Origin of the sequence: Nostoc sp. (assembly GCF_036917235.1) — a bacterium.
Lineage (GTDB): Bacteria > Cyanobacteriota > Cyanobacteriia > Cyanobacteriales > Nostocaceae > Nostoc.
Genome location: NZ_JBALDU010000007.1, coordinates 135,138 through 158,861, shown reverse-complemented (window position 1 = coordinate 158,861; position 23,724 = coordinate 135,138). Strand labels below are relative to the sequence as shown.

Below are 23,724 nucleotides of genomic sequence, written 5' to 3'. Positions count from 1 at the left end.
TTATACCTCCTAATCAGAAGTGATTTCTGTCAGTGTGACTACATTTTTCGGCTTGTCGTTAAACACTTTGAACAGCTTTTGTTCGTAAGCTGTCGATTCGGTAAATAACTGATAAGCTTTTTGCAAAGCCAATGAATATTGATTTAATTTCTCTTCTTGACTCAAGTCAGGAGAATTATCATCAATTTCCTGCATATGTTGAGAAAACTTTTTCAGAATATGTAGACGATGCACATTCACAACTTCTAAGTCGTAGGACATATTAAAGAATTGAAAAAATTCTTCTGCATCTACGAGCTTCTTGAATTCATCAAGTGTTCCAGTCATTTAGCATTCTCCAATTGTTTCAGATGTTGCTTAAGTTCATCTAACTGGCGATAGATTTCATAAGTTGCGGCGGCAACATCCATTAGTTGTTTGTAATCTGTTGGCAGGCCTTCGGCTAAATCATGCAGATCCATTTTCATTTGACCTGCTTTGCTGTTGAGCCGTCTGATTTGTCCTTGTAGTTCCTCAATACTCGTTTCTTCTGCTTGCACAATCAGCCACTCCTTTTCTAAAAGTTAGGAGTTATAAGTTATGAGTTATGAGTTATAAATCAGTAACTGTAAATCATGAATTATCAGTTAATAGTTAATTCAACTCCTCACTCCTAACTCCTCACTCTTTAAATTTTGCCAACTTCAGGAAAACGTTTCGCCAAATCAAGACCTTTTTTGACGTAGTTTTCTCCCTCTTCTGCTAATTTCTCTACTGAGTCAAAACCAAAGCGTTGAGCATCTCGCAAGGTTTTTACAGCTAGCAAGAGACGACCAGAAAAAACTAGCGCCCAGCCAAATCCTTCATGGCTCAAATCAACTACAACCTGAGATATCAAGCCTGTTTCTTGTTCAATTCCAGCCGCTACAGCCCGAAAAAATGCCATAATTCGTGCTTGTGTGATCGGATCGACTTCACCCTCAACGGAGATTTCCCGTTTCTTTTGTTTGGTGACAATAAAGGGTTTGAGAATTAACTCATCCGACCAAGTACGATAAACTCCATAACTGTCTTGACCACGAATTTGTTTGATTAATACCTTAAGGAAAGGTGAGTTCAAGACTTCAGTTGTAGCAGTTCCGTTAACACTATTATTTGTGGTCATACTGTTGCTTCGTCTTCAATTTCATCAGCAAAGTTTGTGGTTTTTGGCTGTAAAGCTTTACGCAACCAAGGTGGAGGATTACCTTTGAGGGTTTTCACTAGCTTATTTAGCACTTCACTAATTTCTTCTTCTTCCGATCGCGCCTTCACTGGGGTGACACCTTTCTTGATTAACCGAGCGGCGGCGCTACCACCAATTGCTGTTACGTAAATAATCGTACAGTCGCCTATTGACTCAAGTTTTGGGGTGATTTTGTCTTCATTTCCATCTTCCTTGAGTTCACCTTCAAAGGTGAGGGTTTCTACGAAGTGATATCCCTCATCGGAAATTTCGTAAACATCAATCATTTTTGCCCATCCGAAGTGGGCATTAATATGAACTCGGTCACTCGTCGTGAAGGCTATTTTCATTGTAATTCTCCTCAGTTTTGAATTTTGAAGCAATACGGTTCAGTTAGTGATATTTAGCCTCGGAAGATCCCCCCAACCCCCCTTAAAAAGGGGGGCTAATTTAAGATTTGCTCTATTCCCTCCTTTTTAAGGAGGGTTAGGGAGGATCAATTCTTAACTGAACTGTTTTGAATTTCAAGTGTGAATTCAAAACTCAGCGCTCACAGTTCCGAACTCTTGGAACTGCTTAACTCTCGCTTCTTCTGCCTCTAAAAACAGGTTGCCGATGCCAAATAAAAGCTCCATTGTGCCTCGATAGCCAACTTTGGTAAATTGACCATTACCTAAGCGGTCATAAATAGGCAATCCTAGACGATAAAGAGGAATCGAGAGCCGTTTAGCGATCGCACCCACATTCGAGTTACCAATCAGCAAATCAGAACCACCCGCTAAACTCTCAAAGTCTTCTAAGTCGCCGATGGTGATGCTTTTAACTGGGAGTTTTTCTAAAAGGTGCGATCGCGTGGTTGTCACCACAGCATGAATTTGCGCTCCCATCGATTGCAGAAAATGCACTGTTGACCACAACAAGTCTGGTTCCAGTGCTAAGGAAACTCGTTTTGCACCGAAGTAAAAGTGAGTGTCCAACATCGCATCTTGCAACTGACGGCGTTGGCGGCGGTATTTTTCGGGTACGCTGTTACCGCTCAGAAACGCTAATGCTTGGATAAACTCATCTACTGGTTCTAATCCAGTCAGTTCGCCAAACACCTCATAAGGTGTGCCAAAGCGTTCTTCGAGAATCTTGGCAGCCCCCCGCATACTTTCACCTAATGCCAGGGTAAAGGCAGAACTACCTACTTCTCGTAGCTGTTTTAAGGTAGTCCCACTGACTGTAACCGCACTATAACTATCCTCTAAATGTCCATCTAGAGAAGCGCCAAGGTCAGGTACAAAGATCGGCACTAATCCGAAGGATGTGACTATCTCTTTGATTTCCTGTACATCCCCAGGTGTGAAAGCAGAACCCGCCAAAATCGTGACTTGTTCAGTTCTGAGTCCACCTGCGCGAGGAATTTCCTTAACGATGCTTTCTACAGCAACAGCAAAACCATCTTGCAACGCACCTTTAAAATCTGGAGTTGGTGCAAAAACGATCGCTAAATCATTCAATTCGGGATGGCGATCGCGGATTTCCTTAAGAAACCCTTCAATATCATCGCCTCTAGTTTCCGTTAACCCAGTACTACATAAACCAATAATTTCCGGGTTAGCCTTTTCCACCAGAGTGAGAATTGCTTGCTCCACATTCTCTTCACCACCCAAGATTGTAGTGACTTCTGTCATTGCTGTAGTAGCTAGGGGAATGGCTTCCCGAAAATGCCGCACGAGGACAACTTTAGCGAAAGCAGTACAACCTTGAGAACCGTGGAATAAGGGCATCGTCCCTTTCAATCCCAAAAAGGCTAAGGTTGCGCCCAAAGCTTGACTTTGCTTGAGGGGATTAACTGTCAGTGCTTTGTTAGAAGCGGTAACGATCGCCATTAAACTTCCTCCTCTTCTTCCCAAGGAGCGGGTTTGCGTATTTGTTCCCAAATTGGGCTATACAGAGCTTCGTACAATTCCCGCGCCATCTCAATCATTCCTACATAACCTGCATAAGGATGGTGGCGTTCTTGGTTGATATCAAGGAAAGGAATTCGAGCTTTCAAAGCGGTGTATTGGTTACGTCCACCAGCAATCAGCATATCTGCGCGAGTGTCTTTAACCAGTTGTAGCAATTCTTGAGCGTTGCCTTTCTCCAGCATGATGCCATCGTTGCCAATCAACTTCTTGATTTTGGCTTTATCTTCCTCAGTACTTTTCCGAGTACTAGTAGCAACAACTTCAATGCCTAAGTCTCTAGCAGCCGAAATAATCGACCAACTCTTGACACCACCTGTATACAAAACAACTCGCTTACCTTTGAGTCGAGCGCGATAAGGAGCCAATGCTAAATCTAAAGCAGCCGTTTCATCTGCAATTAGCTTTTCTGTCCGCTCCTGTAAATCAGCGTCGCCTAATTTAGCAGCGATATTTCGCAGACAACGATTCATATCATCGATGCCGTAGAAAGACTCTTCAATGTAGGGGATGTTGTAACGCTCCTCCATCTTTCTCGCCATATTGAGCAGCGCTCGTGAGCAGATCATGACGTTGAGCTTGGCGCGGTGGGCGTAGCGAATTTCATCGTAGCGAGCATCGCCCGTAATTTTAGACAGAATACGGATGCCTAATTTTTCTAGCAGTGGTGTTACTCCCCACATTTCCCCGGCGATATTGTATTCACCGATTAAGTTAATATCATAGGGCGTTGTATGTTCTGGTTCTGCTGTTCCGACAACATATTCTAATAAAGCTTCACCACCGAAACGGTTGCCCAGATTTTTACTGCCAATGAATCCTGGAGCAATGACGGGAACAACAGGAATACCAATTTTTTCAGCCGCAGCTTTGCAGACAGCATCCATATCATCGCCAATTAAGGCTGTAACGCAAGTGGCGTAGACGAATACTGCTGCTGGTTGGTAGCGCTCTTTGAGTTCCAGAATCGCTTTGTAGAGTTTCTTTTCGCCACCGAAGATGACATCATTTTCACCCAAGTCAGTGGTAAAGCCCATTTTGTAGAGTTGAGGGCCAGACGACAGACTACCACGACTGCCCCAGGAATTACCAGCACAGGCGATCGGCCCGTGGACTAGATGCGCTGCATCTGCGATCGGCACTAAAGCAATCATTGCACCATCAAAGGCACAGCCCCCTTGAGCCGCGCCAGGTTGTGCCTGTTGAGCGCATGATTTGTTTTTCTTTTCGGCTTGTTTGTGCTGATTATGTTCGCATCCTGTCTCAGTCAGCAGCTCGTTGATTTTGCCTTGGGTGCTTTTCATCTCTCTTCTCTTAATTGTTAATTGTCCTTTGTCATTTGTTCTTTGTCATTTGTCCTTTGAATAACTAACAACTAACAACTAATGACCAATGACTAATGACTAATGACCAATGACTAACAAATGTATTTAGTGACATCCTCTCCACATACATCAGCAAGGTAAGATAGAGCGCGAAAACGCAATCCTACAAATTCGTCATATAAAGGATTGAGTTTACATAGTGGTGGGATATCAATACACTTCCCAAATAATTTAATTTGTCGCTCAAAGGGACAACAACAAGGAATTGTTTGGCAAATTAGATGAGCGATGCGATTATTTTTAACCTGAATTCCATCTACTACAAGGCGCAACGGATTAAGAAGATTGTGGAACCAACCTGGTTTTTTCTGATTAGGTGGATGGTAATTAGGATGAGGATGAGTGTGAGTGTGAGTGTGTTCGTGAGTGTGATTGATGGTTTCCATGTATAAATCCCTTGGGTAAATGCTATCAAGAAAAAGGGGAGTTGGGGATTGGGAATTGGGGATTGGGTTTGGATATTTCCCTACTCCCTATTCCCTACTCCCCTTCTTTACCCTTTAATTAACACGTTGTGTTTCTACGCAATTTCTAACGAATCAAGTCGTAGGAAATATCTGTCTTAGAAGGAATGTTGGTGTTGCGATCGATTTCTTCAAACAGGGTGTTTACAGTCCAGTTGAGGAGGTTGATTATACCTTGATAACCAATGGTGGCGTAGCGGTGTAGGTGGTGGCGATCCATGATGGGGTAGCCGATTCTCACGAGGGGAATCTTGGTGTCGCGCCACAGGTACTTACCGTAGGTGTTACCAACTAAGAAGTCTACTGGTTCGGTGAACAACAATGAACGCATGTGCCACAAATCCTTACCACCCCAAACAGTTGCATGTTGACCGAAGGGGCTAGAAGCAAGCAGTTCTTTCATTTCTGCTTCAAATACGTCGTTGGTGTTGTGAACCAAGATATGCACAGGTTCAGCACCCATTTCTAGCATAAAGCCAACTACGCTGTATACTAAATCTGGTTCGCCGTAGATAGCGAAGCGCTTGCCGTGAATCCATGAGTGGGAGTCAGTCATGGCATCAACTGCCTGACCACGTTCAATTTCCAATTGTTCGGGAATGGGGATACCACTCAATTCGCTGAGTTTCATCAAGAACTCATCAGTACCCTTAATGCCCCAAGGACGGGAAACTGAAGTTGGTTGCTTCCATTCCTTTTCGATGTACTCGCGGGTTTTGAGAGTAGAGTGTGCTTGCAGAGCGATCGTAGCTTTCCCATTAATTGAATCTTCTGCATCTTCTAGCTTTGTACCACCTGGGTACATATTGAATTCACCTGTGTTTGGTGAATCTAGGTAGTCGCTGTTGTCGGCTAGAATTGTGTAGTCAAAGCCGAACAGCGAAGCAATCCGCTTGATTTCGCGGTTGTTGCCTACGTAGGTGTCAAAACCTGGGATGAAGTTGATTTTACCATTGCTGGTTTCTTTCTTATGACCTGCGGTCAGGTTAGAAAGAATTCCCTTCATCATGTTGTCGTAACCAGTGATGTGGGAGCCAACAAAGCTAGGGGTGTGAGCGTAAGGTACTGGGAAATCTTGAGGAACTGAACCAGCTTCCTTGGCGTTGTTGATGAAAGACTGTAAGTCATCACCAATTACTTCTGCCATACAGGTGGTGCAGACAGCGATCATCTTAGGCTTGTAGAGTTGGTAAGAGTTCGCCAACCCGTCGATCATGTTTTGCAGACCACCAAACACGGCTGCATCTTCAGTCATTGAAGAAGATACACCAGAGAATGGTTCTTTGTAGTGACGGGTTAAGTGGGTGCGGAAGTAAGCAACGCAACCTTGAGAACCTTGAACGAAAGGTAGGGTACCTTCAAAACCAACAGCAGCAAAGATTGCTCCTAATGGTTGACAACCTTTAGCAGGGTTAACGGTTAAAGCTTCACGAGCGAAGTTCTTTTCACGATAATCCCAACCTTTTGTCCACTCTGCAACCCGTGTTACTTCTTCGGCTTCGTGACCGTTTTCAAACTGCTTTTTGTTTTCAAATAGCTGTTGGTACTCAGGTTGGTGGAATAACTCGACGTGATCTTGAATTTTTTCTGGATTCTGAGGCATTTCTGGATCTCCAAGGTTACTGAATTCTTTACTGATTGAGGAATGAAGATTTAAGGCGGGAGTAGGAATATGATTCAAAATTCAAAATGCAAAAATCAAAACGAATTTTTAATCTTTCAATTTTGAATTTTGTATTCCCAACTCCCCCCTGGGGTTTTAGCCCCAGGTTATCCTTACTTATCTCACTCTCCCATTTCCCTAAACGGCAGCCTTAGCCTTAGCTTCAGCCTTCTTAGCCTGAGCTTTTTCATTCCAAGGAGCGCCAATTAATCCCCAGGTTGGGCTGTTGAGTGCCAAGTCCATGTCACGTGCGAAGATGGCGAAGCCGTCATAACCGTGATAAGGGCCGGAGTAATCCTTTTAGTGGTTTAATTATTTTCAACTGTCTAATGTTTGCAGTAAACAGTGTCAGCGATAAGCATTGTTCGCTAATAACACATTTATTTTTAGGCTAAATATAGGCTAAAAAGACAGCATAATTCGGCTCAGGACTCACGCATCATTTAAATGTTGTCCTGAGCCAAGGCGATTAAACAATCGCCCATTTTTTTGCTCATCTCTGCAAGCACAGCAGCAAAAAGAACACATGAGAACGAAAGTACTACTAGAATTAGAGAAGGTTAATCTGCGTTTGAAGTCTGCAAAGGCAAAGGTGACTATTAGAGAATCGAATGGAAGTCTGCAATTACGGGCGACGTTACCAATTAAACCGGGAGACAAAGATAGTAATGGTATTGGGAGAAAACAATACAATATCAGTTTGAATATTCCTTCTAACTTGGATGGACTCAAGACGGCTGAGGAAGAAGCCTATGAATTAGGGAAGTTAATTGCTCGGAAAACTTTTGAATGGAATGATAAATATTTAGGTAATGAGGCAATTAAGAAAGAATTTAAAACTATAGGAGAATTACTCGAACAATTTGAAGAAGAGTATTTTAAGACTCATAAACGAACTACCAAAAGCGAGCATACTTTTTTTTATTACTTTTCCCGAACTAAACGATTTACTAATCACCAAGATTTAGCGATCGCTGAAAATTTGATAAGTTCAATTGAACAAATAGATAAGGAATGGGCTAAATATAATGCAGCTAGAGCTATATCGGCATTCTGTATGACATTTAAAATCGAAATCGATTTATCTAAATATTCCAAAATGCCTGAGAATAGTTCCCGCACTATCCCTACAGATACGGAAATAGCTGATGGAATTATCAAGTTTGAAGATTATTTGCATAACAGAGGAAATCAAGTTAATCAAAATGTTCAAGATAGTTGGCAACTTTGGCGTTGGACGTATGGAATGTTAGCAGTTTTTGGTTTACGTCCACGGGAACTTTTTATTAATCCCGATCTTGATTGGTGGTTGAGTCAAGAAAATACAGATTTAACCTGGAAAGTTGATAAAGATTGTAAGACTGGTGAGAGAGAAGCATTACCATTACATAGACAATGGATTGAGGAGTTTGATTTGAGAAATCCTAAATATTTGGAGATGTTGGGGAGTGCGATCGCTAAAAAAGATAACACAAATCATGCTGAGATAACGGCGTTAACACAGCGAGTTAGTTGGTGGTTTCGCAAGATAGGATTAGATTTTAAACCTTATGATTTACGTCACGCTTGGGCAATTCGGGCGCATATTTTGGGAATACCAATTAAAGCGGCGGCGGATAATTTAGGGCATAGCGTGCAAGTTCATACGCAAACTTATCAGCGTTGGTTTTCGCTAGATATGCGGAAGTTGGCGATTAATCAGGCGTTGAGTAAGAGGAATGAAGTTGAGTTGATTAGAGAGGAGAATGCTAAGTTGAGGATGGAGAATGACAAGTTGAGATTAGAGATTGAGAAGTTGAGAATGGAAATGGTTTATAAACACAATTAAATTTACTGATAAATTCTATTAAATTTAGAGAATTTGCTATGATTTATAGGTGAAAAATCATCCAAATAAACCCATTAAGATATTTATGTCGGCTACTGACATTGGAACACTGATTGTTAAGTCACCTGAAACTCTAGGCGGTCGTCCTCGCATTGCTGGTACTAGAGTTTCTGTTCAACGCATTACAGCTTGGTACAAACTTGGGCTGAATGCAGAAGAAATTGCTGAACGTATGGGTAATGTAAATCTTACACAAGTCTATGCCGTTCTAACTTATTATCACGCTAATCGAGAGGAAATTGAGGCATATATTTCTGCTGAAAAAGCAGATTATAAGCGATTAGCTACAGAAATGGGGCAAGCAATATGAGTCAAATTCGATTATTTATTGATGAAGACTCAATGGATCAGGGATTTATCAAAGCATTGAGAGCAAGGGGAGTAAATGTTACAAGTGTTGGTGAAGTTGAAACGATTAGTTCTAGCGATAAGGAACAACTGACTTTAGCAACTGAACTGCAAAGAGTTTTATACACATTCAATGTTGGTGATTTTTGCCAGTTGCACAGCATCCACATACAAAAGAAACGAAGGAAGTCATGCAGGGATTATAATTTCATCGCAAGATTACTCGATTGGTGAACAAATGCGAAGAGTATTCAAGCTGATGGCAGCTAAGTCAGGCGAAGAGATGATAAATCAATTGGTGTTTCTTAGTAATTACGCTGAAGATATATAAATATAGTTAATATACGTAAAAACATATGTCCGTTTTAACTGAAGCTCTTGAGTTTGTTGGTAATTGGGTGCAGCAATATATGCCAAATCATCCTGCTGCAATGAACCGAGGATTGAGCCGTGATGCAATTGAGGCAAAAGCTAAAGAACTTCCCTTTTATTTACCAGAAGAAATTTATGAACTTTATCAATGGAAAAACGGTGGTGTAAATCCTTTTCTTCCTCACCCCGATGCTTGGGATCTTGCCAGATTCTTCTCATTGGAAGAAGCAATTAGTATTGCTCAAGATTGGAAAGGTTCTTTTCATTTGTTTCCCCTTTTTATGGTCGAGGATGGTGGATACTTTTTTGTGGGAACGCAGGAAAAATGTCAAACTGCTCCAATTTATTGCAACGATATTCCTGAAGAAGTGGTTGAAAGAGAGCCAAACTATCCTAGTTTGACTAGCATGGTACAAGAGTTGGTTGAGGAGTTGAGAAGCAGAAGTTAACCCTGTATTGCTGATTGCGATCGCACCCCTCCCAAAGCATACATCGTCACGAAGGTGATTTACTCAAAAACAACGCCGCGATAAATTTCTGCCATCGATAATGCGATCGCAACTGAATCTAAAGAAATAGATACCTTTAAGCTGCTAAAATCACTGAGCAACCAACCTTCAGCTTGTTTACTGTAGCGTTCCACAAAAGGTTCATCTTGCTCGACTAATAAATATTCGCTAAAACTTGGAATTGATCGATACATCTGAAATTAAACCTATTAGACATAAAAGTGAAAATGAATGTAGAGACGTAGGTAGCACTGCTACGTCTCTACAAGGATTCTGGATAAAGCATATTTAATTTCTGGAGATGTCTACCATATAAAAAGCCTGTTTGTGAGTAATCATCGCAAACAGGCTTGACTTTTTTATACTTCTAATTAAGCTTGCTCCCAAAGCTGACGTACATAGTCAGGGAGCGCGCCAGCAATTTCCTGAATCCGCTCTTCGGAAAGTTCGTCTTTGGTAGCAGAAAATACTGCTTTCACTGCCTGTTCTGCTTCGACTGATCCTGGAACTCCTCCTTCATTAGCAACCCGCGTTAGAAATAGCTTGGAATCAATTCCAATGGGAGCAGGGCCTTTTAAAGGTTGACGGATTCGACTTAAAAATCTCACAACAGGATTGGTGTCTTTCCAGAGTTCAGCCACTTCAAACTGGAGTGCTTTTTCATCTGTAGGTATAGCTTCTGTATGCAGTTCTGACTCGACGCGATCAATTGTGTCCGTGGTCATTAAGTCACGCATAACGCGATACACAACTTCGGTAAAGTCTCTTGCGTCATACAAATCTGCAAATCCGCTTCTAACCATGACTTTTTCAAGAAAAGAGTGATGTTCGTCAGCGATCGCAGTTCGATTATCTTCAATCTCCGTTGGGTCAACTTCTGGAATATTTGTTCTAAAACTTTGATCTGGCATTGTTTTTTCTTCTGGTTATTAATTTTGATTTATGCTTACCTTATGTAAGGTCGCACAAATCAAAAACCCTTAGTATCATCCAGAAGTTTGAGATGCCATTTATTCAAAAGTTAGAAATTCATCTGATTTGCATAGATATAGGTAATAGAACTACCCCTCTAAAAAGGTTCTGGCTAACACATATTTAATTTCTGGAAATATCATATCTATTGAGTAAAGCAATACTTTTAGTGTTTTTGCTCGTTGTAGACATCACCCATTGGTATCAAAAAACAGTCAAAATAGATGAGTTAGTATAAAAGCAGCCGAAACAAAGATGGTAGAAACAACAAACATCGAAATTCACACTTCCTATATCAAAGTTCCTAACAATGGCTTAGAAATCGATGCTTACTTAGCTCAACCAGCACAAAATGGAACCTTTGGTGCAGTTATAGTTTTTCCAGAAATTTTTGGTATCAACAGTAATATTCGAGATATCACCGAACTAATCGCTAAACAAGGTTATGTAGCGATCGCCCCAGCGATGTATCAACGTACTGCTCCCGGTTTTGAAGCTGACTTTAGCCCAGAAGATGTTGGGTTTAGTCCAGAAAGCTATAGGCTGGGGTTGGAATACTATCAACAAGTAAAATATCAAGAGATATTCAGCGATATTCAAGCTGCGATCGCTTATCTCAAAACTCTACCTAATGTCAAAGATAATGCCATCGGTGTGATTGGTTTCTGTTTTGGCGGTCATGTTGCTTATATGGCTGCAACTTTACCGGATATCAAAGCCACAGCTTCGTTTTATGGTGGCGGGATTACCACTGCTAATTATGGTGAAGACACTCCAACCATTAATCGCACTTCAGAAATTAAAGGTACTATTTATGCATTTTTTGGTACAAGAGATGCATTAGTTTCTCAAGAAGAAAACGAGCAAATTGAGGCAGAATTAAAGAAACATCACATAAATCATCGTGTATTTCGATACGATGCAGGACACGGATTCTTTGCTGGATTCTTTAAAGATCAATACCCATTTTTAGAGCAGCATCCAAGTTATAACCCAGAAGCGGCTCCTGATGCTTGGCAACATGTTTTAGAATTGTTTCAAAATCACTTGTAATTCGGCTTGTCGTAAATATCGCACTCTTGTCTAATGAGTGCGATACTTTAGTCTTTAAGCTTTTGAGTTTTTAAGCAGTAATTGACAACCACATAAAAACGGATTTGGACTTTCTATGCGATCGTCTGCAAGTACTTCAATGAGAAGCTTGCTGTTGTAAATCAATTCATCATAATCCATCAATGCATCCCATTTGATCTTGCCAGTGGGGAAGCCTAGTTGTGAAGAACTATCAGATATTAATTCTTGCCATTTCTGAATCTCTGGATCTTGGGATTTGCAGTAATCGAGAATGGCAATCAAGGCACCAGGCTTAGTAACTCGCAGGATCTCTGCAAGGGCGCGGACTGGATCGCTAACGACACAGAGGGTAAATCCCGATGCTGCTGCATCAAAAGTATTATCAGGAAAATCAAGATTGCAGAGATCCAATACCTTGAAGGTGATGTCTGCGGATACGTGCTTTTTACGTGCTTCATCCATCATCTTCTCAGAAAGATCGACACCGACGACACTTACACCTTCAGGATAGGCTGGAAGATTAAGACCAGTTCCTACCGCAGCATCCAATACGGTTTGTCCTGGCTTTAGCTGCAAGGAAGCAATTAAGGGTTCGCGCTCGATGTGCCAGTAACGCTTCATAATTGCGTCATAATCCACCGATCCCCGATCGTAGGTTTCAATCACCTGATGTATTTGCATAGATTTTTTAACAAGCAGAACTACTGATTTTAACTATCTGTTCAACTGTATAATCTGTTAGCGCCCAAAATTTGCATATTCTCTGACCAATAAAAAAACTTCATAGTATATTCTATTACCAACAAAATAACTTTATAATACACAGATTCTCCGATATCCTTTGACTGAACAATATCTATAGCAGCGAAGTGACAAGAGGAGTTGGTGTATTATCAAAAATTGCGATGCCTCCGGCGGGCTACGCCTACGCACCAATGGCACTGTTGCAATCGTGCAGAGCGATCGCTCTAAACAGCAAATCATTGTTCAAGCGTTCGGATATTAGCAAAAGTATTGTTACTAACAGCACTTTACAAGTCAATGAAGTACACCCCTCCTCAACTTGAAATCTGCTGTATAATCCAAAACTCTCTACATCTTCCTGTTCCCCCAAGCCTCAGCGATAATTCATAGTTCAATCATTCCTTAGTTGCAGAGGAATCTGAATGATAAACTCGGTTCCTTTTCCAGGAGTTGAGAAACACTCTAGTTTACCGCCATGTTTTTCTGTGACGATTTGGTAGCTGATAGACATACCCATTCCGGTTCCTTTGCCAACGGGTTTGGTGGTGAAAAAGGGATCGAATATTCGTTGCTGAAATTCGTGAGAAATACCAACTCCATTATCAGCGATCGCCACTTCCAACCACATTAAATTAACTACCGATGTGCGAATCTTAATTTGACTGGGATTTTCCTTAATTTCCTGATAAGTAAGCTTAATATTATTTTCTTCTAACGCATCAATTGCATTTACTAAAATATTCATAAATACCTGATTGAGTTGTCCGGCATAGCATTCTACTAAGGGTACAGTGCCATAGTCTTTAATCACCTCAATTTCAGGTTGTTCTGGTTTAGCTTTCAGGCGGTGCTGTAAAATCATCAAAGTACTGTTGATGCCTTCATGAATATCGACGCGTTTAAATTCCGCTTCATCGATGCGAGAGAAATTCCGCAGCGACAGTACAATTTGACGAATGCGATCGGTGCCTACTCTCATCGAAGACAACATTTTTGGCAAGTCTTCCTGCAAAAACTCTAAATCGATGTCTTCAGCAACGGTTTGAATTTCAGCAGCAGGATAGGGATTATATTGCTGATACAACTGCATCAGTGCTAATAAATCCTGAGTATATTCCTGCACATGGGCGAGGTTGCCATGAATAAAGTTAACTGGATTATTAATTTCGTGTGCGACTCCAGCCACTAGTTGTCCCAGACTAGACATTTTTTCACTTTGAACAATTTGAGATTGAGTACGCTGCAATTCCCCTAATGTATTTTTCAGTTCAGTGGTGCGTTCATCTACCCGTTCTTCTAGTTTTTCTTTGTTTTTCTCTAAAGCAGTAAAGGATTCATGCAATTGCCCTGCCATGTGGTTGAAAGAGTTAAATAAGGTATTAAGTTCTCGAATACTGCTACTTTCTACTATCTGATTGAAATTGCCAGATGCCATTGCCTCACTTGCCCAATTCAAGCGCAGAATCGGGCGGACAATCCAATGGGAGGTAAACACGCCCATCACTGAAGCAACGACTAATGCGCCCAAACAAAGAGCGATCGTGGTGCGTGTATTGGCGTTAATTTGCGCCATAAATGTGTCTTCAGGCACACTTACTACCATCAGCCAATTCAAGCCATACTTGTCACGCCAAGGTACAACATCGACAAAATGCCTTTTTCCTTGCACCTCAAGTTTAAAATCTGTGTCTTGGTTGATAGATCCAAACCCAGAAGTTTGAAGGTGTTTAGCAATGTTTTGTATGATTGGGTCAGAACTATCGATCGCTTTCAATCGCCGGATACCTTGATTGACGAGAATAAAAGGCTTCTCTGTACCAGAACTGGCGATTAATGTGCCATCCCGTTCTAAAAGGAACACTCGCCCCGACTGACTAATATTCAAACTGCGTAAAAAATCGCTGAGTTTGAGCAGATGAATATCTATAGCAATCATTCCTAGTAAGCGATTTTGCGAATCATAGATGGGACGACTGGCAGAAGCGGCAATGTATGGGCCAGTGGGATAATTCCCAGTTACAATCTTTGCCCAAATAGGTTTACCAGCAGCGATTGGTTGGGTATACCAAGATTCATTGAAATTGTTCCAATCCCACCGAGCATTAACCTGAGTTCGATTACCTAGATTATCTGTGGCGTAAGTGTAGGTATTATTAGGAGGCTTGGCAGTCCAATCGTCAATAGTGATCGTCTTGCCATCATAACGAGCCGCTCCTAGCCCCTCACCTGTTGTTAGTCCCATACCAATATAAGTCAGATCGTAAGCCTGTATCTGATCCCAGAAATATTTGCCAAGGGTTTTGCGATCGCGCACGTCCAATATTTCTCTGCTGATGGCATTTGCATTGATCTGATTAAGGGTTTGCGGAATGGAGAGATAAGACTTCAGATGTTCATTTACTACCTCGCTGGTGCGATCTATCAACTGTTCTGCTAGATCGTTAACTGCTCTTTGTCCGTTTTTAAAGGACAAATAACCCACTAAACTAACCGCTCCAAAAATTTGAATTAGGAAGGGAACAACAAGAACAATCTGTAAAGGGAACGCTTTACCTTTGCGGGGATAGGGAATCTTCATTGCTGAAAGCTGGAAGTTTTACTAATTTGATTTGCTTCTATAGTTCCCAAGATGTCCGCATATTTACGTTTGTTTAAATTTTTTTGTCAAGTAAAAAGCCGCTGGGAACATCTCACTTTTGCAAATATACCAGCCGATTAGAAATCGCGGCTATACAAGTGTACCTAATGGAAAATCTTAGGTGCGATCGCAGCAAACAATCAAAGCTACTCTCTTAAAAAAGACTTGGAGCTTAAGCCCCTTGTTTGAGATGAAGAAACCGATCGATCGCATTTACAATGATTTGGCACTGTTGGCGATCGGCAGTGGGTGCTGATAAGGAAATTGGTTTGCCCGATCTCAACTTCAGTTGCACTAAATATGACGGATTTTGAATTGGTAAGAGTAGTTGAATCACTTGAGCTTGCTGAACTTCAGTCAGCTTTTTTTGTGTGGTAAATGTGCCAAACAAACGATAGCGTTTTTCTAACGTCATCTGCTCTGATATTTTGTCAAAATCACACAATACCTGCATTGGTATTGTCAGGCAGCGCAAAATGAATCCAATTCCAGGCAAAAAGAATACCATTGCCAAAAAAAATCTTTCGGAGCGATCGTCCTCTTGAATTTTTAGCCGAGGTTGTAGAGGGTTATGGATAAAAGCATTGATTGTGTCTGCAATTTTGCTGTGTTTTTCAGTTACAACAAGTACACCAGAGTCAATTAGCTTGACTTGCTCAATATTATAAGTGTACAGTACAACTCCAGTCGATGATGCTGTCTCGACATAAGCTCCTTTTACCTGCCCAGGTATCAAGGTCGTCTCTGTTCCTAATAAACCGGCAATTGTTCGTTGGCAAGTAACTTGGGTAGGCTTAGTTCGTTGACATTCTAATGTAGTTACATTGTCAGTCACAATACATATCCCGAATCCAATCATCACAAAAGGGAGGCCAAACAACATTGTCCAAGGCCATCGATCGTGTGCTTGAAACTTTAATTTAGTCGATGTTTGCTCAATAATATTCATCTGATAATAAATTGAGTTAGTACCTGTTCTAACTCACCCGGTTGAAAATCTCCCTTCGCAGGTTGGCGATTTTGGTGCGCTGGTTCTAGATAAAAGTATTTACAATAAACATTTGTGAATTGGTTATGGGGTTTAATTGCCCAGTCAAAAATACAAGCTCCCGTTAAAACAGCAAAGGAAAAATCTGTATTTTGCACCTCAGAATGACTAAAATCAGCGTCGGTTAAGTTTGCTTTTCTGAAAGATGTTCCGGGATTGCTTTGGATAGATTGAATCAGCCATTTGAAAATACGGAAGGTGACGATCGCAGAAATGACCATTAGCAGTAAGAGGAAAAATCCCTGGCCACTGCTTCCATCACTGAAACCAGAGGTGCTAACAATGGCAAACCCAACCGTAAAACTGACCATTACTGCAAACAGTATAGTAATGGCTCCAATGCCTAAGAAGGTCGTGACTTGTGGAAAGTTAGAGGTAATACTATCTTGGATAAATATCTCGAATATTAAAGCTAATAGCGGCATAGCACCGAAAAAGAAGTTAAATATCTTATCAGAGCGATCGCTAAATAAGATAGTTGAGACTTGGACTGCGATCGTACTAACCCCGATTAAAACTACTGGACAAACTATGGTAGCAGCAACCAAAATATTTACTTGGCGGTAGCTCTGTCCCGTTTTGATATTCTGAAAGTTCGCCCCAATTAAGGTTGCTCCTGTAAAATTGCATCCCCGCAAGTCTGAGCCACTGAAATCTACGCCAGCCAAGTCTTGCCCTTTGAAAGAGCAATTTTGCAAATTCTGGTTGGTGTAGTTCAGGTTAGCCATAAATGATTACAGTGCGATCGCACTAACTTAAGAGATTCCACTGACCCAGTTTCTTCTTTGCAAAGCACTTTAATATCACTTTACATCTATGCAATTATTTGGGCTTGACAATATTTTGAGTAATAACGCACATCCTAAGTTGTCGCTGCTGGTTTCTTTCCATTCTTGCCCTCTACACTGGCAACGAATGAAGGTTGCTCATTACTGGGAGTTAGTGACTCGCCTCGTAGTCCCTTGCGACGCTGGGTCTTAGGAACTCCTCCCGCCATACCGTACTCTACACTGCTTTTGCCATATCGAGTTCCAACTGCCATTAGCATGTGTTCTGTCATATCTCCTAACTCATCTTCTGTTTCCAGCATTTCACGATACAATTTATCTAAGGTGGAAAGCGCACTGTTATATGCATTTTCTTTAGTTCGCATCGTTTCGATCAGGGTTGAGAAAGCAGGTAAGGTGAGTCCATTGCCTAAATCTAAATTCGGATCGATAGAGTTTATGCTAGCCGCACGGCGCACTGCTCTTTCTAACACTGAGGAAGTTCTTTTTCTGCGAGCCATAATCTACACCTTGTAATACAGTACGGTTAATATTCTTTACTTTAAAAAATTTCCGTATAGATCGGCTTGAGAGAATTCCGGCAAATCTGCAATGCCTTTTGCTACATAGGGATAATTACAGCAGATTGCGCGAACTACTTAAATGAGAAAGCAAACTGGGGTTTGAGAAAGTAAAAGCTGCTTTTGCTTGCGGAAAACACCAAAATGAGAAAGCAAACTGGGGTTTGAGAAAGTAAAAGCTGCTTTTGCTTGCGGAAAACACCAAAATGAGAAAGCAAACTGGGGTTTGAGAAAGTAAAAGCTGCTTTTGCTTGCGGAAAACACCGAAATGATTAAGTCAAATGGCATTTTGAGAAAGCAAAAGCTCATTTTGCTAACTAAATTTGACTTTATCTATTTTCCCGATGCAGCGATCAGTTATAGTCATTCTAAAAATCTCAAATAAAAAATGGGTATAACATCATACAGTAAAAGATTGTAAAACTAGTTAGGCATTTAGGGGGCGCTGCCATCTTACCTATTTTGCTTTATATATTGTCTATAATTACAAAAGTCTAAATGGTAACACGCCGTGACCTTTGATTTGGCTATTCCTCGCTCTGCTGGCGAACCACTCAATCTCACTGTCAGCGTGGGAGAAAACCTATTCATTCTTGGTGCTAACGGTACTGGCAAGTCCAGTTTGATGCAACAGTTATATACTCCTCATCACGCTAATGCGCGACGAATATCGGCACATCGCCAAAATTGGTTTTCTTCCAATGCAATGGATTTATCACCCAAGCAAAAGCAAGACTATGAATCCAATATGCGAAGCGGAGACACCAATTTACAGTCGCGCTGGAAAGACGATTTTGCTAAACAACGCACGAGCATTGCGATCTATGACCTGATTGACGCCGAAAACGTGCGTGCTCGATCAATTGCTGGTGCAGTCGATGGCAACAACATTGAGCTTGCAAAGACTCTTTCAAAGCAACATGCCCCTATAAAGCTTATTAATGAGCTTTTACGTCTTTCAAATATTCCGATTGAGATATCTGTCAGTGAGAACGATGAAGTGGTTGCAAGCAAATGTGGCGGTACTCCTTACAGCGTTGCGGAGCTTTCGGACGGCGAACGTAATGCCTTATTAATTGCGGCAAACGTACTGACTCTTAAGAGCGGTACATTGGTACTAATTGATGAGCCGGAGCGTCATCTTCATCGCTCGATCATCTCACCGCTCCTGACACTTTTATTCTCTATAAGGCATGATTGTGCATTCATCGTGTCTACGCACGACGTGATGCTGCCCCTCGATAATCCAGGCGCACGTACGTTGCTCATCCGAGGCTGCACCTATGCTCACTCTTCCGTCAGTGGTTGGGACGTGGATCTTCTTCCTCTCGAAACTGAGATTGATGATGACCTCAAAAAGGATATCCTTGGTGGGCGCAGAAAGCTCCTATTTATCGAAGGCACCGAGCGAAGCCTTGATAAACCGCTTTATAGTCTAGTGTTTCCAAACGTCTCTGTCGTTGCTAAATCGAACTGTCGTGATGTTGAACATGTCGTTTCCAGCATCCGAGACGCTGACAAGCTTCACTGGCTTCGTGCTTTTGGTATCGTTGATAATGATCGACGGACGGAAGCCGACATTAATCGGCTCAAAGAGAAGGGTGTATATGCCCTTTCGGTCTTCTCTGTCGAGTCGATCTATTACCATCCATACGTTCAAGACCTTGTTGCACAGCGCTATGCAGTCGTTACAGGAGATGATGCCTCTACTTGCCTCGCTAATGCCAAAACTGCTGCAATCGCAGCAGTCCAGGCAAATGTTCAACGTTTGAGTGAGCGAACTGCTGAAAAGGCGCTTCGTGAAGAGATTTTTCGGCATTTGCCTCGAAGAGAACAAATTGCCGATGGTAATCCCATAAGTGTTTCTATTGATGTGGTTAGTGCTGTCACAGCAGAGCGTGAAAGGTTACAAGATGCACTTGATGCTGGCAATTTGGCAGAAATTATCTCACAATATCCGGTTCGGGAAACGCCTGCCCTAGACAAGATCGCAAAAGAACTTGGGTTTCAAAACCGTAAAAAGTATGAGGGGGCTGTACAGAAACTACTAATGGATAACAATGACGCACTAACTTTTGTGAAATCTCTCTTCGGCACGTTGGAATCTGACATTGAGGCAGCATGATTACATGTAGTGCGATCGCATCCCTCTGTAAGATGCGTTGCACTAATTTGACTACATTTAATTAAAGCTCGGTTCTAGGTGAACCGAGCTTTAATTGAGATTTTATTTGATGAGCGTTATAACGCTTAGAGAATGTTTTAAAAGTCCCGAAAGTTATAATTTTGCAGTTCTACCTGGGTTAAGTACAACGCCAAATTAAGGTTTTAGCTAGTACTAAGATAAAATGCTTTCCTAACGATGAGAGCAAAAAACCCTTTTAAAACATCATCTTAGACAAGCGCAAGTGCTTTTGTATTAAGACAAAGAAGTTTTACTTGCGAGTTAGGTTAAGCAGTTCTTTGGGAGAAGCAAGTAAGTCAATAGCCACAAAGTAAATTTGACCTTGAGGATCGAGTAAAAATCGCCAAGCAATATTCATCCCAACATTACCCCCAAACCAAGGAGTTTCGACCGTACCAGTAATTTTATGCTGTGTATAACCATCTTCTATGGTTTCCGAAACGCCTTTGGTTGGCTTCATCACTAACCCTTGTCCCTCATCTCGTAGATAGGAAGCGATCGCTTCTTTACCAACAATTGGTTTTTGGAAGGGTGGTTGCAGCGCACCATTGTTAGCAAATAAAGCAACAGCAGCTTCAATGTTATCTGCATTCATCGCTTCAATGTATTTCAGCACTGTCGGTTCTGTAACTCCCTCAATAGTAAATTGGGGACTTAGAGATGCACGTGGAAACTTAAAGTTTATGACTTCTGTCTGTTTGTTATCAGCCACAGACGGATCGAAGCCCATATTTACTACAGTATTGCGTAGTACAGTAATTTGCTGACTCTGATCGATTCTCTGAACAGCTTCTAGCACTGTTTTAACTTGAGTTGACATTTGATAGCCAACTGGCATAGGAGCAACGATACCCTCTTTCATCCACTCTCCTAACTGCCACCAGAATCCTAGCTTGGCGTTAACACCAAAATATGCATAAGAACGGCTGATGGGAGTATCAGCATTACTCGCTAAATCTCTCATTAACTGAGTTTGTTCTTCATGAGACATCTTCTTAATGTCGTTGAATATACCTTCCATTAATTGGAGATTTGCTTTTCCGGGAGCAGCTGGAGTAATTGTACGACCTAGTTCAGCGTAGGCATACCAGAGAAATGCTAATTGATCCTCAATGTTGAGTTTAGCAAACATTGCTGTAGTGGCTGGAACAGCATCTGCCACTTGAGTGCTAGAGAAAATATTGCGTGCGGACTCGATATTATAAGTCATGCTTGTTACCTTAAATATTTACCTATTCAGTAGTTGGTTTCGGCTACATTTTGCAGCATGAGGAATAAATCTAGGGAATTTTTTCTGAATGACACAATTATCCCTAGATATTTAAATCCGAATTGTTTTCATTTACTACTCGGATATCATAGCTGGTAAACGTTAACGAAAGACTAAGATTTACCTAATGAATATCATTGAATTAAATGTATATACTATTTTTTTGAAACTTATAATAAGGTAATTTTTTTGGCTAAATGTATCTTCCTCAAGAAAGATATTAATGATTTATAACTGTTATATTATGTATAGCAATCCTAAATCATTTGTAAAAATTCTTCTGTAGTTTCTTTGCTTTTTCTGCGCTTCTGCGGCAAGCCTCTTTGCGCCTATGCGATCAACAGAATGTAGAGCGATCGCAATTGAAATGAAAAATTCTTGCAGACATCAGATAAGAGTACCTGCAAAGAAGCGGCTAAAACTGGAGTAAAATTATTAGCTTTCACCAAAGACGACAAACTTGTATCTAAACCCGAAGTCATTGCAAACACAATATTAAAAGCTCTGATCCAATGTTAATAACATTAACGAAGTTGCCGATTGCCTACGATCAAACCTTAGCGTAGGCATAGCTCGTCGTAGACATCGCCGATAAATCATAAATCTACCTGGAATATATTAAATAATTGATTATACCTAAGATTATTAAATGAGCCGGGTAAAACACATAGAACCATCTAGTTTGTGAACCTTGTTTACCATTGAATTGAAAAACAATGAGTCCTGCAAAAATTGCCCAACCTTGAACTATATTAATCATAGATAGGATTACTAAACTAAAAAAGTGAAAGATGCACCAGTAGAGCAACCATATTTTGGGCTTTAGTTTGTCTGTAAGAGACATAAAGAAAATTACTCCAATCCCATAAGCTCCATACGAAAAATCCAAGCTCTTGGCAACTACTGCACACAATCCAATAATTATTGATTGCTGCCATAATTGCGGGTAACGCTTTACTAAGCGCAACATCACAAGTCCAAGAACAAGCGTGTAAAGAATATTAAATGATAACCTCTGGAAAATAAAACTATAGATTGGCTGAGATATAATTGCTGTAATTAATAGCCTACTTCCATAGCGGTAAACATTTTTGGTGTGTTTTTCGCCTTTCGCCAGAAGCCATGCAAAAAGGGGAAAGCTCAATCGCCCAAAAAAGTGCAAGATTAGAAACTCTGGCATTAGCAAATAGCACACATGATCCATAACCATGAACACTACTGCTAAGATTTTAATGTTAAAAGCTGAAACTTTAATCACAACGTTACAGTTACCTTCTTAGATTCCTTAATATAAAATATCTAAAATTTTATTTATTTAATACAAGAGTGATTCAAAATCCTAGCAATTTGATAACATTAACAAAAAGGGCAATGTCTACGAAAGGCTGTTTAGTGACACCCTCTTTAGCAGAGATAACAGAAAGATTATGGCAAAGCGTAAGAAAAGCAATCTCCAGTGGATTAAAGAAACCCTTGAACTAAAACCTGACCATCGCTGGGAATCTCCATCAGGCTACAAAATTTTTGTCGCAGATAGAGGCGCTGTTCGCTTCAATGTTCCCCAGGATTGGGTTTTTGAGCCACAAGAGAAATCCTTTAAGTTCATGGATAAAAAACCCCCCAACGATGATTGCTGCCTGGAAGTATCTTTCAATCGTCTGCCACCCAATGACTGGAGCCAGTTTCCGCTAAAATCCACGTTGAAGAAAGTTCTGGAAGACGACAGCCGCAACATCATTTCCAAGGGAGAAATTATTACCGTCAAGCGTCAAACCGCCAGAATTGTCTGGACAGAGATGAAGTTCATTGACACTCAAGAAGAACCACGGGAAGCTTTTTCGCGGACTTGCATTGGTTTGGGGTCAAATGTTCAATGCTTGATTACATTCGATTATTGGGCAGATCAAGCAGAACAATTAATACCCGTTTGGGATGAAGCGATGCGTAGCCTGACGCTAGGGTTGTATATTCGTGACCCTATGACTGGTTTAGCTTTCCCAGACTAAGCACAAGAATAAATCGTGAGCATCAGTCAAATTGAGGCGTAGGCGTAATTCAGTGCAGACATTATATTTGAGGAAATTGTTTTTTGTAGAGTTGGGGTAAGCTAATAATACTCCTACTTTCAATATAAGGAATGAGTCTAGATCCACTAACGCAGCTAATTTCATAACGAGGTTTTGACCGATTTCAATCATGGATGTTAAAGATTACTTAAGTCATAATTCAATAGTTACTTTTATCACTAGTTCGTAGCTGTTTTAACTCATATCCTTATAAACATAAGACATCAACCAGATTAAAGTTCAAAAAACTTTAATCATCCAGTTTACTAAAGGAGATTGAGTGATGAATATCAAACAGATTCTTGCTGGTGTAGCACTTCTTTTACCATTTGCTGTTACTTCTATTCCTTCACAAGCCTCAGCATCACAGGTTATTGTTAATCCCCATAGTCCTAATAGACCTGCTCAAATAATTGCAAAAAAGCCACCACAAATTAAGCGTTATACACCACCAGTGAAAAAGAAAGTGTTGGTTCCTGGACATTGGGAAAAAACAAATCATGGTCGCAAGTGGGTTGCGGCTCATTATGTATACAAGTAAAAACGTCTAATATCCCAATTGCTTGGGATATTAGAAGTTAAATCTTCTTATCA

General features: G+C 40.9%; 25 protein-coding genes and 2 pseudogenes. 9 read left to right on the top strand and 18 right to left on the bottom strand.

The window, feature by feature from the left end; all coding sequences use genetic code 11:
* Positions 1-9: 9 nt before the first annotated feature.
* From nifW to nifK, 8 genes are all read right to left on the bottom strand, one after another.
* On the bottom strand, positions 10-327 hold the full coding sequence (gene nifW / locus V7K44_RS02500) for a nitrogenase-stabilizing/protective protein NifW (protein WP_334928314.1): 318 nt from the start codon (positions 325-327) through the stop codon (positions 10-12).
* A complete protein-coding gene (locus tag V7K44_RS02495) occupies positions 324-539 on the bottom strand; it encodes a CCE_0567 family metalloprotein (RefSeq protein WP_265270016.1) in 216 nt (71 codons plus the stop codon). Before V7K44_RS02495 ends, nifW begins: the two co-directional genes overlap by 4 nt.
* A 128-nt stretch (positions 540-667) precedes the next feature.
* Entirely contained in the window at positions 668-1,144 is a 477-nt protein-coding gene (locus V7K44_RS02490; protein ID WP_334928310.1) for a NifX-associated nitrogen fixation protein, read from the bottom strand.
* Positions 1,141-1,554: a nitrogen fixation protein NifX gene (nifX, locus tag V7K44_RS02485; RefSeq protein WP_185580866.1), complete on the bottom strand. Its 414-nt coding sequence runs from the start codon at positions 1,552-1,554 to the stop codon at positions 1,141-1,143. Before nifX ends, V7K44_RS02490 begins: the two co-directional genes overlap by 4 nt.
* A 186-nt stretch (positions 1,555-1,740) precedes the next feature.
* Positions 1,741-3,078: a nitrogenase iron-molybdenum cofactor biosynthesis protein NifN gene (gene nifN / locus V7K44_RS02480; RefSeq protein ID WP_334928307.1), complete on the bottom strand. Its 1,338-nt coding sequence runs from the start codon at positions 3,076-3,078 to the stop codon at positions 1,741-1,743.
* Positions 3,078-4,460 (bottom strand): nitrogenase iron-molybdenum cofactor biosynthesis protein NifE, encoded by a 1,383-nt coding sequence (nifE, locus tag V7K44_RS02475; protein WP_334928305.1) that lies wholly within the window; start codon positions 4,458-4,460, stop codon positions 3,078-3,080. The genes nifN and nifE overlap by 1 nt, the downstream gene beginning before the upstream one ends.
* Positions 4,461-4,573: 113 nt before the next feature.
* On the bottom strand, positions 4,574-4,927 hold the full coding sequence (locus V7K44_RS02470; protein WP_334928303.1) for a Mo-dependent nitrogenase C-terminal domain-containing protein: 354 nt from the start codon (positions 4,925-4,927) through the stop codon (positions 4,574-4,576).
* 145 nt (positions 4,928-5,072) lie between these two features.
* On the bottom strand, positions 5,073-6,608 hold the full coding sequence (gene nifK, locus V7K44_RS02465) for a nitrogenase molybdenum-iron protein subunit beta (RefSeq protein WP_334928301.1): 1,536 nt from the start codon (positions 6,606-6,608) through the stop codon (positions 5,073-5,075).
* A gap of 544 nt (positions 6,609-7,152) precedes the next feature.
* Here nifK and V7K44_RS02460 point away from each other — a divergent pair.
* From V7K44_RS02460 to V7K44_RS02445, 4 genes and pseudogenes are all read left to right on the top strand, one after another.
* Positions 7,153-8,496: pseudogene (locus V7K44_RS02460) on the top strand (site-specific integrase); the annotation flags it as partial.
* A gap of 85 nt (positions 8,497-8,581) precedes the next feature.
* A complete protein-coding gene (locus V7K44_RS02455; RefSeq protein ID WP_334928299.1) occupies positions 8,582-8,866 on the top strand; it encodes a DUF433 domain-containing protein in 285 nt (94 codons plus the stop codon).
* Positions 8,863-9,138 carry a DUF5615 family PIN-like protein gene (locus tag V7K44_RS02450; protein WP_334928297.1) on the top strand — a complete coding sequence of 92 codons (276 nt, stop codon included), beginning with the start codon at positions 8,863-8,865 and terminating at the stop codon, positions 9,136-9,138. Before V7K44_RS02455 ends, V7K44_RS02450 begins: the two co-directional genes overlap by 4 nt.
* A 122-nt stretch (positions 9,139-9,260) precedes the next feature.
* Positions 9,261-9,725 (top strand): SMI1/KNR4 family protein, encoded by a 465-nt coding sequence (locus tag V7K44_RS02445; protein WP_334928295.1) that lies wholly within the window; start codon positions 9,261-9,263, stop codon positions 9,723-9,725.
* Between the two features lie 59 nt (positions 9,726-9,784).
* Here V7K44_RS02445 and V7K44_RS02440 read toward each other — a convergent pair.
* Both V7K44_RS02440 and V7K44_RS02435 read right to left on the bottom strand, forming a co-directional pair.
* Positions 9,785-9,985, bottom strand: a pseudogene (locus tag V7K44_RS02440) (Uma2 family endonuclease); the annotation flags it as partial.
* A gap of 171 nt (positions 9,986-10,156) precedes the next feature.
* Positions 10,157-10,696 carry a DUF2267 domain-containing protein gene (locus tag V7K44_RS02435; protein ID WP_334928293.1) on the bottom strand — a complete coding sequence of 180 codons (540 nt, stop codon included), beginning with the start codon at positions 10,694-10,696 and terminating at the stop codon, positions 10,157-10,159.
* Positions 10,697-11,012: 316 nt separating this feature from the next.
* Here V7K44_RS02435 and V7K44_RS02430 point away from each other — a divergent pair, with 316 nt between their 5' ends.
* Complete coding sequence (locus tag V7K44_RS02430; protein ID WP_334928291.1) at positions 11,013-11,810, top strand: dienelactone hydrolase family protein; 798 nt, start codon at positions 11,013-11,015, stop codon at positions 11,808-11,810.
* Positions 11,811-11,864: 54 nt separating this feature from the next.
* Here the strand turns inward: V7K44_RS02430 and V7K44_RS02425 are convergent, their stop codons facing one another.
* The gene (locus tag V7K44_RS02425) at positions 11,865-12,512 is read right to left on the bottom strand and encodes a class I SAM-dependent methyltransferase (RefSeq protein WP_334928289.1); all 648 of its coding nucleotides are present in this window, start codon (positions 12,510-12,512) and stop codon (positions 11,865-11,867) included.
* Positions 12,513-12,700: 188 nt separating this feature from the next.
* Here V7K44_RS02425 and V7K44_RS02420 point away from each other — a divergent pair, with 188 nt between their 5' ends.
* On the top strand, positions 12,701-12,898 hold the full coding sequence (locus V7K44_RS02420; RefSeq protein WP_334928287.1) for a hypothetical protein: 198 nt from the start codon (positions 12,701-12,703) through the stop codon (positions 12,896-12,898).
* A 68-nt stretch (positions 12,899-12,966) separates the two neighbouring features.
* On the opposite strand, the gene V7K44_RS02415 is transcribed toward V7K44_RS02420, so the two are convergent.
* The 4 genes from V7K44_RS02415 to V7K44_RS02400 all read right to left on the bottom strand — a co-directional run bounded on the left by V7K44_RS02415 (position 12,967) and on the right by V7K44_RS02400 (position 17,549).
* Complete coding sequence (locus tag V7K44_RS02415) at positions 12,967-15,153, bottom strand: ATP-binding protein (RefSeq protein ID WP_334928285.1); 2,187 nt, start codon at positions 15,151-15,153, stop codon at positions 12,967-12,969.
* Between the two features lie 232 nt (positions 15,154-15,385).
* Positions 15,386-16,048: a hypothetical protein gene (locus tag V7K44_RS02410; RefSeq protein ID WP_334928283.1), complete on the bottom strand. Its 663-nt coding sequence runs from the start codon at positions 16,046-16,048 to the stop codon at positions 15,386-15,388.
* A gap of 110 nt (positions 16,049-16,158) precedes the next feature.
* Positions 16,159-16,989 (bottom strand): pentapeptide repeat-containing protein, encoded by an 831-nt coding sequence (locus V7K44_RS02405; protein WP_334928281.1) that lies wholly within the window; start codon positions 16,987-16,989, stop codon positions 16,159-16,161.
* Positions 16,990-17,123: 134 nt separating this feature from the next.
* Positions 17,124-17,549: a hypothetical protein gene (locus V7K44_RS02400; protein WP_334928280.1), complete on the bottom strand. Its 426-nt coding sequence runs from the start codon at positions 17,547-17,549 to the stop codon at positions 17,124-17,126.
* 571 nt (positions 17,550-18,120) lie between these two features.
* On the opposite strand from V7K44_RS02400, the gene V7K44_RS02395 reads away from it, so the two are divergent.
* Positions 18,121-19,734, top strand: a complete 1,614-nt coding sequence (locus tag V7K44_RS02395) for an AAA family ATPase (protein WP_334928278.1) — start codon at positions 18,121-18,123, stop codon at positions 19,732-19,734.
* Between the two features lie 310 nt (positions 19,735-20,044).
* Here V7K44_RS02395 and V7K44_RS02390 read toward each other — a convergent pair whose 3' ends face one another.
* The 3 genes from V7K44_RS02390 to V7K44_RS02380 form a co-directional block, all read right to left on the bottom strand.
* Complete coding sequence (locus tag V7K44_RS02390; protein ID WP_334928276.1) at positions 20,045-21,004, bottom strand: orange carotenoid protein N-terminal domain-containing protein; 960 nt, start codon at positions 21,002-21,004, stop codon at positions 20,045-20,047.
* 389 nt (positions 21,005-21,393) lie between these two features.
* Positions 21,394-21,546 (bottom strand): hypothetical protein, encoded by a 153-nt coding sequence (locus tag V7K44_RS02385; protein WP_334928274.1) that lies wholly within the window; start codon positions 21,544-21,546, stop codon positions 21,394-21,396.
* Between the two features lie 122 nt (positions 21,547-21,668).
* Positions 21,669-22,322: a TraX family protein gene (locus tag V7K44_RS02380; RefSeq protein ID WP_334928272.1), complete on the bottom strand. Its 654-nt coding sequence runs from the start codon at positions 22,320-22,322 to the stop codon at positions 21,669-21,671.
* 169 nt (positions 22,323-22,491) lie between these two features.
* Here V7K44_RS02380 and V7K44_RS02375 point away from each other — a divergent pair, with 169 nt between their 5' ends.
* Complete coding sequence (locus tag V7K44_RS02375) at positions 22,492-23,070, top strand: hypothetical protein (protein ID WP_334928270.1); 579 nt, start codon at positions 22,492-22,494, stop codon at positions 23,068-23,070.
* 343 nt (positions 23,071-23,413) lie between these two features.
* Positions 23,414-23,671, top strand: coding sequence for a hypothetical protein (locus V7K44_RS02370; protein WP_334928268.1), 258 nt, complete (start codon positions 23,414-23,416; stop codon positions 23,669-23,671).
* The last annotated feature ends 53 nt before the right edge of the window (positions 23,672-23,724 follow it).

Coding starts and splice junctions, on each gene's coding strand:
- nifW (WP_334928314.1), bottom strand. CDS start 327: ATGACTGGAACACTTGATGAATTCAAGAAGCTCGTAGATGCAGAAGAA.
- V7K44_RS02490 (WP_334928310.1), bottom strand. CDS start 1,144: ATGACCACAAATAATAGTGTTAACGGAACTGCTACAACTGAAGTCTTG.
- nifX (WP_185580866.1), bottom strand. CDS start 1,554: ATGAAAATAGCCTTCACGACGAGTGACCGAGTTCATATTAATGCCCAC.
- nifN (WP_334928307.1), bottom strand. CDS start 3,078: ATGGCGATCGTTACCGCTTCTAACAAAGCACTGACAGTTAATCCCCTC.
- nifE (WP_334928305.1), bottom strand. CDS start 4,460: ATGAAAAGCACCCAAGGCAAAATCAACGAGCTGCTGACTGAGACAGGA.
- V7K44_RS02470 (WP_334928303.1), bottom strand. CDS start 4,927: ATGGAAACCATCAATCACACTCACGAACACACTCACACTCACACTCAT.
- nifK (WP_334928301.1), bottom strand. CDS start 6,608: ATGCCTCAGAATCCAGAAAAAATTCAAGATCACGTCGAGTTATTCCAC.
- V7K44_RS02455 (WP_334928299.1), top strand. CDS start 8,582: ATGTCGGCTACTGACATTGGAACACTGATTGTTAAGTCACCTGAAACT.
- V7K44_RS02450 (WP_334928297.1), top strand. CDS start 8,863: ATGAGTCAAATTCGATTATTTATTGATGAAGACTCAATGGATCAGGGA.
- V7K44_RS02445 (WP_334928295.1), top strand. CDS start 9,261: ATGTCCGTTTTAACTGAAGCTCTTGAGTTTGTTGGTAATTGGGTGCAG.
- V7K44_RS02435 (WP_334928293.1), bottom strand. CDS start 10,696: ATGCCAGATCAAAGTTTTAGAACAAATATTCCAGAAGTTGACCCAACG.
- V7K44_RS02430 (WP_334928291.1), top strand. CDS start 11,013: ATGGTAGAAACAACAAACATCGAAATTCACACTTCCTATATCAAAGTT.
- V7K44_RS02425 (WP_334928289.1), bottom strand. CDS start 12,512: ATGCAAATACATCAGGTGATTGAAACCTACGATCGGGGATCGGTGGAT.
- V7K44_RS02415 (WP_334928285.1), bottom strand. CDS start 15,153: ATGAAGATTCCCTATCCCCGCAAAGGTAAAGCGTTCCCTTTACAGATT.
- V7K44_RS02405 (WP_334928281.1), bottom strand. CDS start 16,989: ATGGCTAACCTGAACTACACCAACCAGAATTTGCAAAATTGCTCTTTC.
- V7K44_RS02400 (WP_334928280.1), bottom strand. CDS start 17,549: ATGGCTCGCAGAAAAAGAACTTCCTCAGTGTTAGAAAGAGCAGTGCGC.
- V7K44_RS02390 (WP_334928276.1), bottom strand. CDS start 21,004: ATGACTTATAATATCGAGTCCGCACGCAATATTTTCTCTAGCACTCAA.
- V7K44_RS02385 (WP_334928274.1), bottom strand. CDS start 21,546: ATGACTTCGGGTTTAGATACAAGTTTGTCGTCTTTGGTGAAAGCTAAT.
- V7K44_RS02375 (WP_334928270.1), top strand. CDS start 22,492: ATGGCAAAGCGTAAGAAAAGCAATCTCCAGTGGATTAAAGAAACCCTT.
- V7K44_RS02370 (WP_334928268.1), top strand. CDS start 23,414: ATGAATATCAAACAGATTCTTGCTGGTGTAGCACTTCTTTTACCATTT.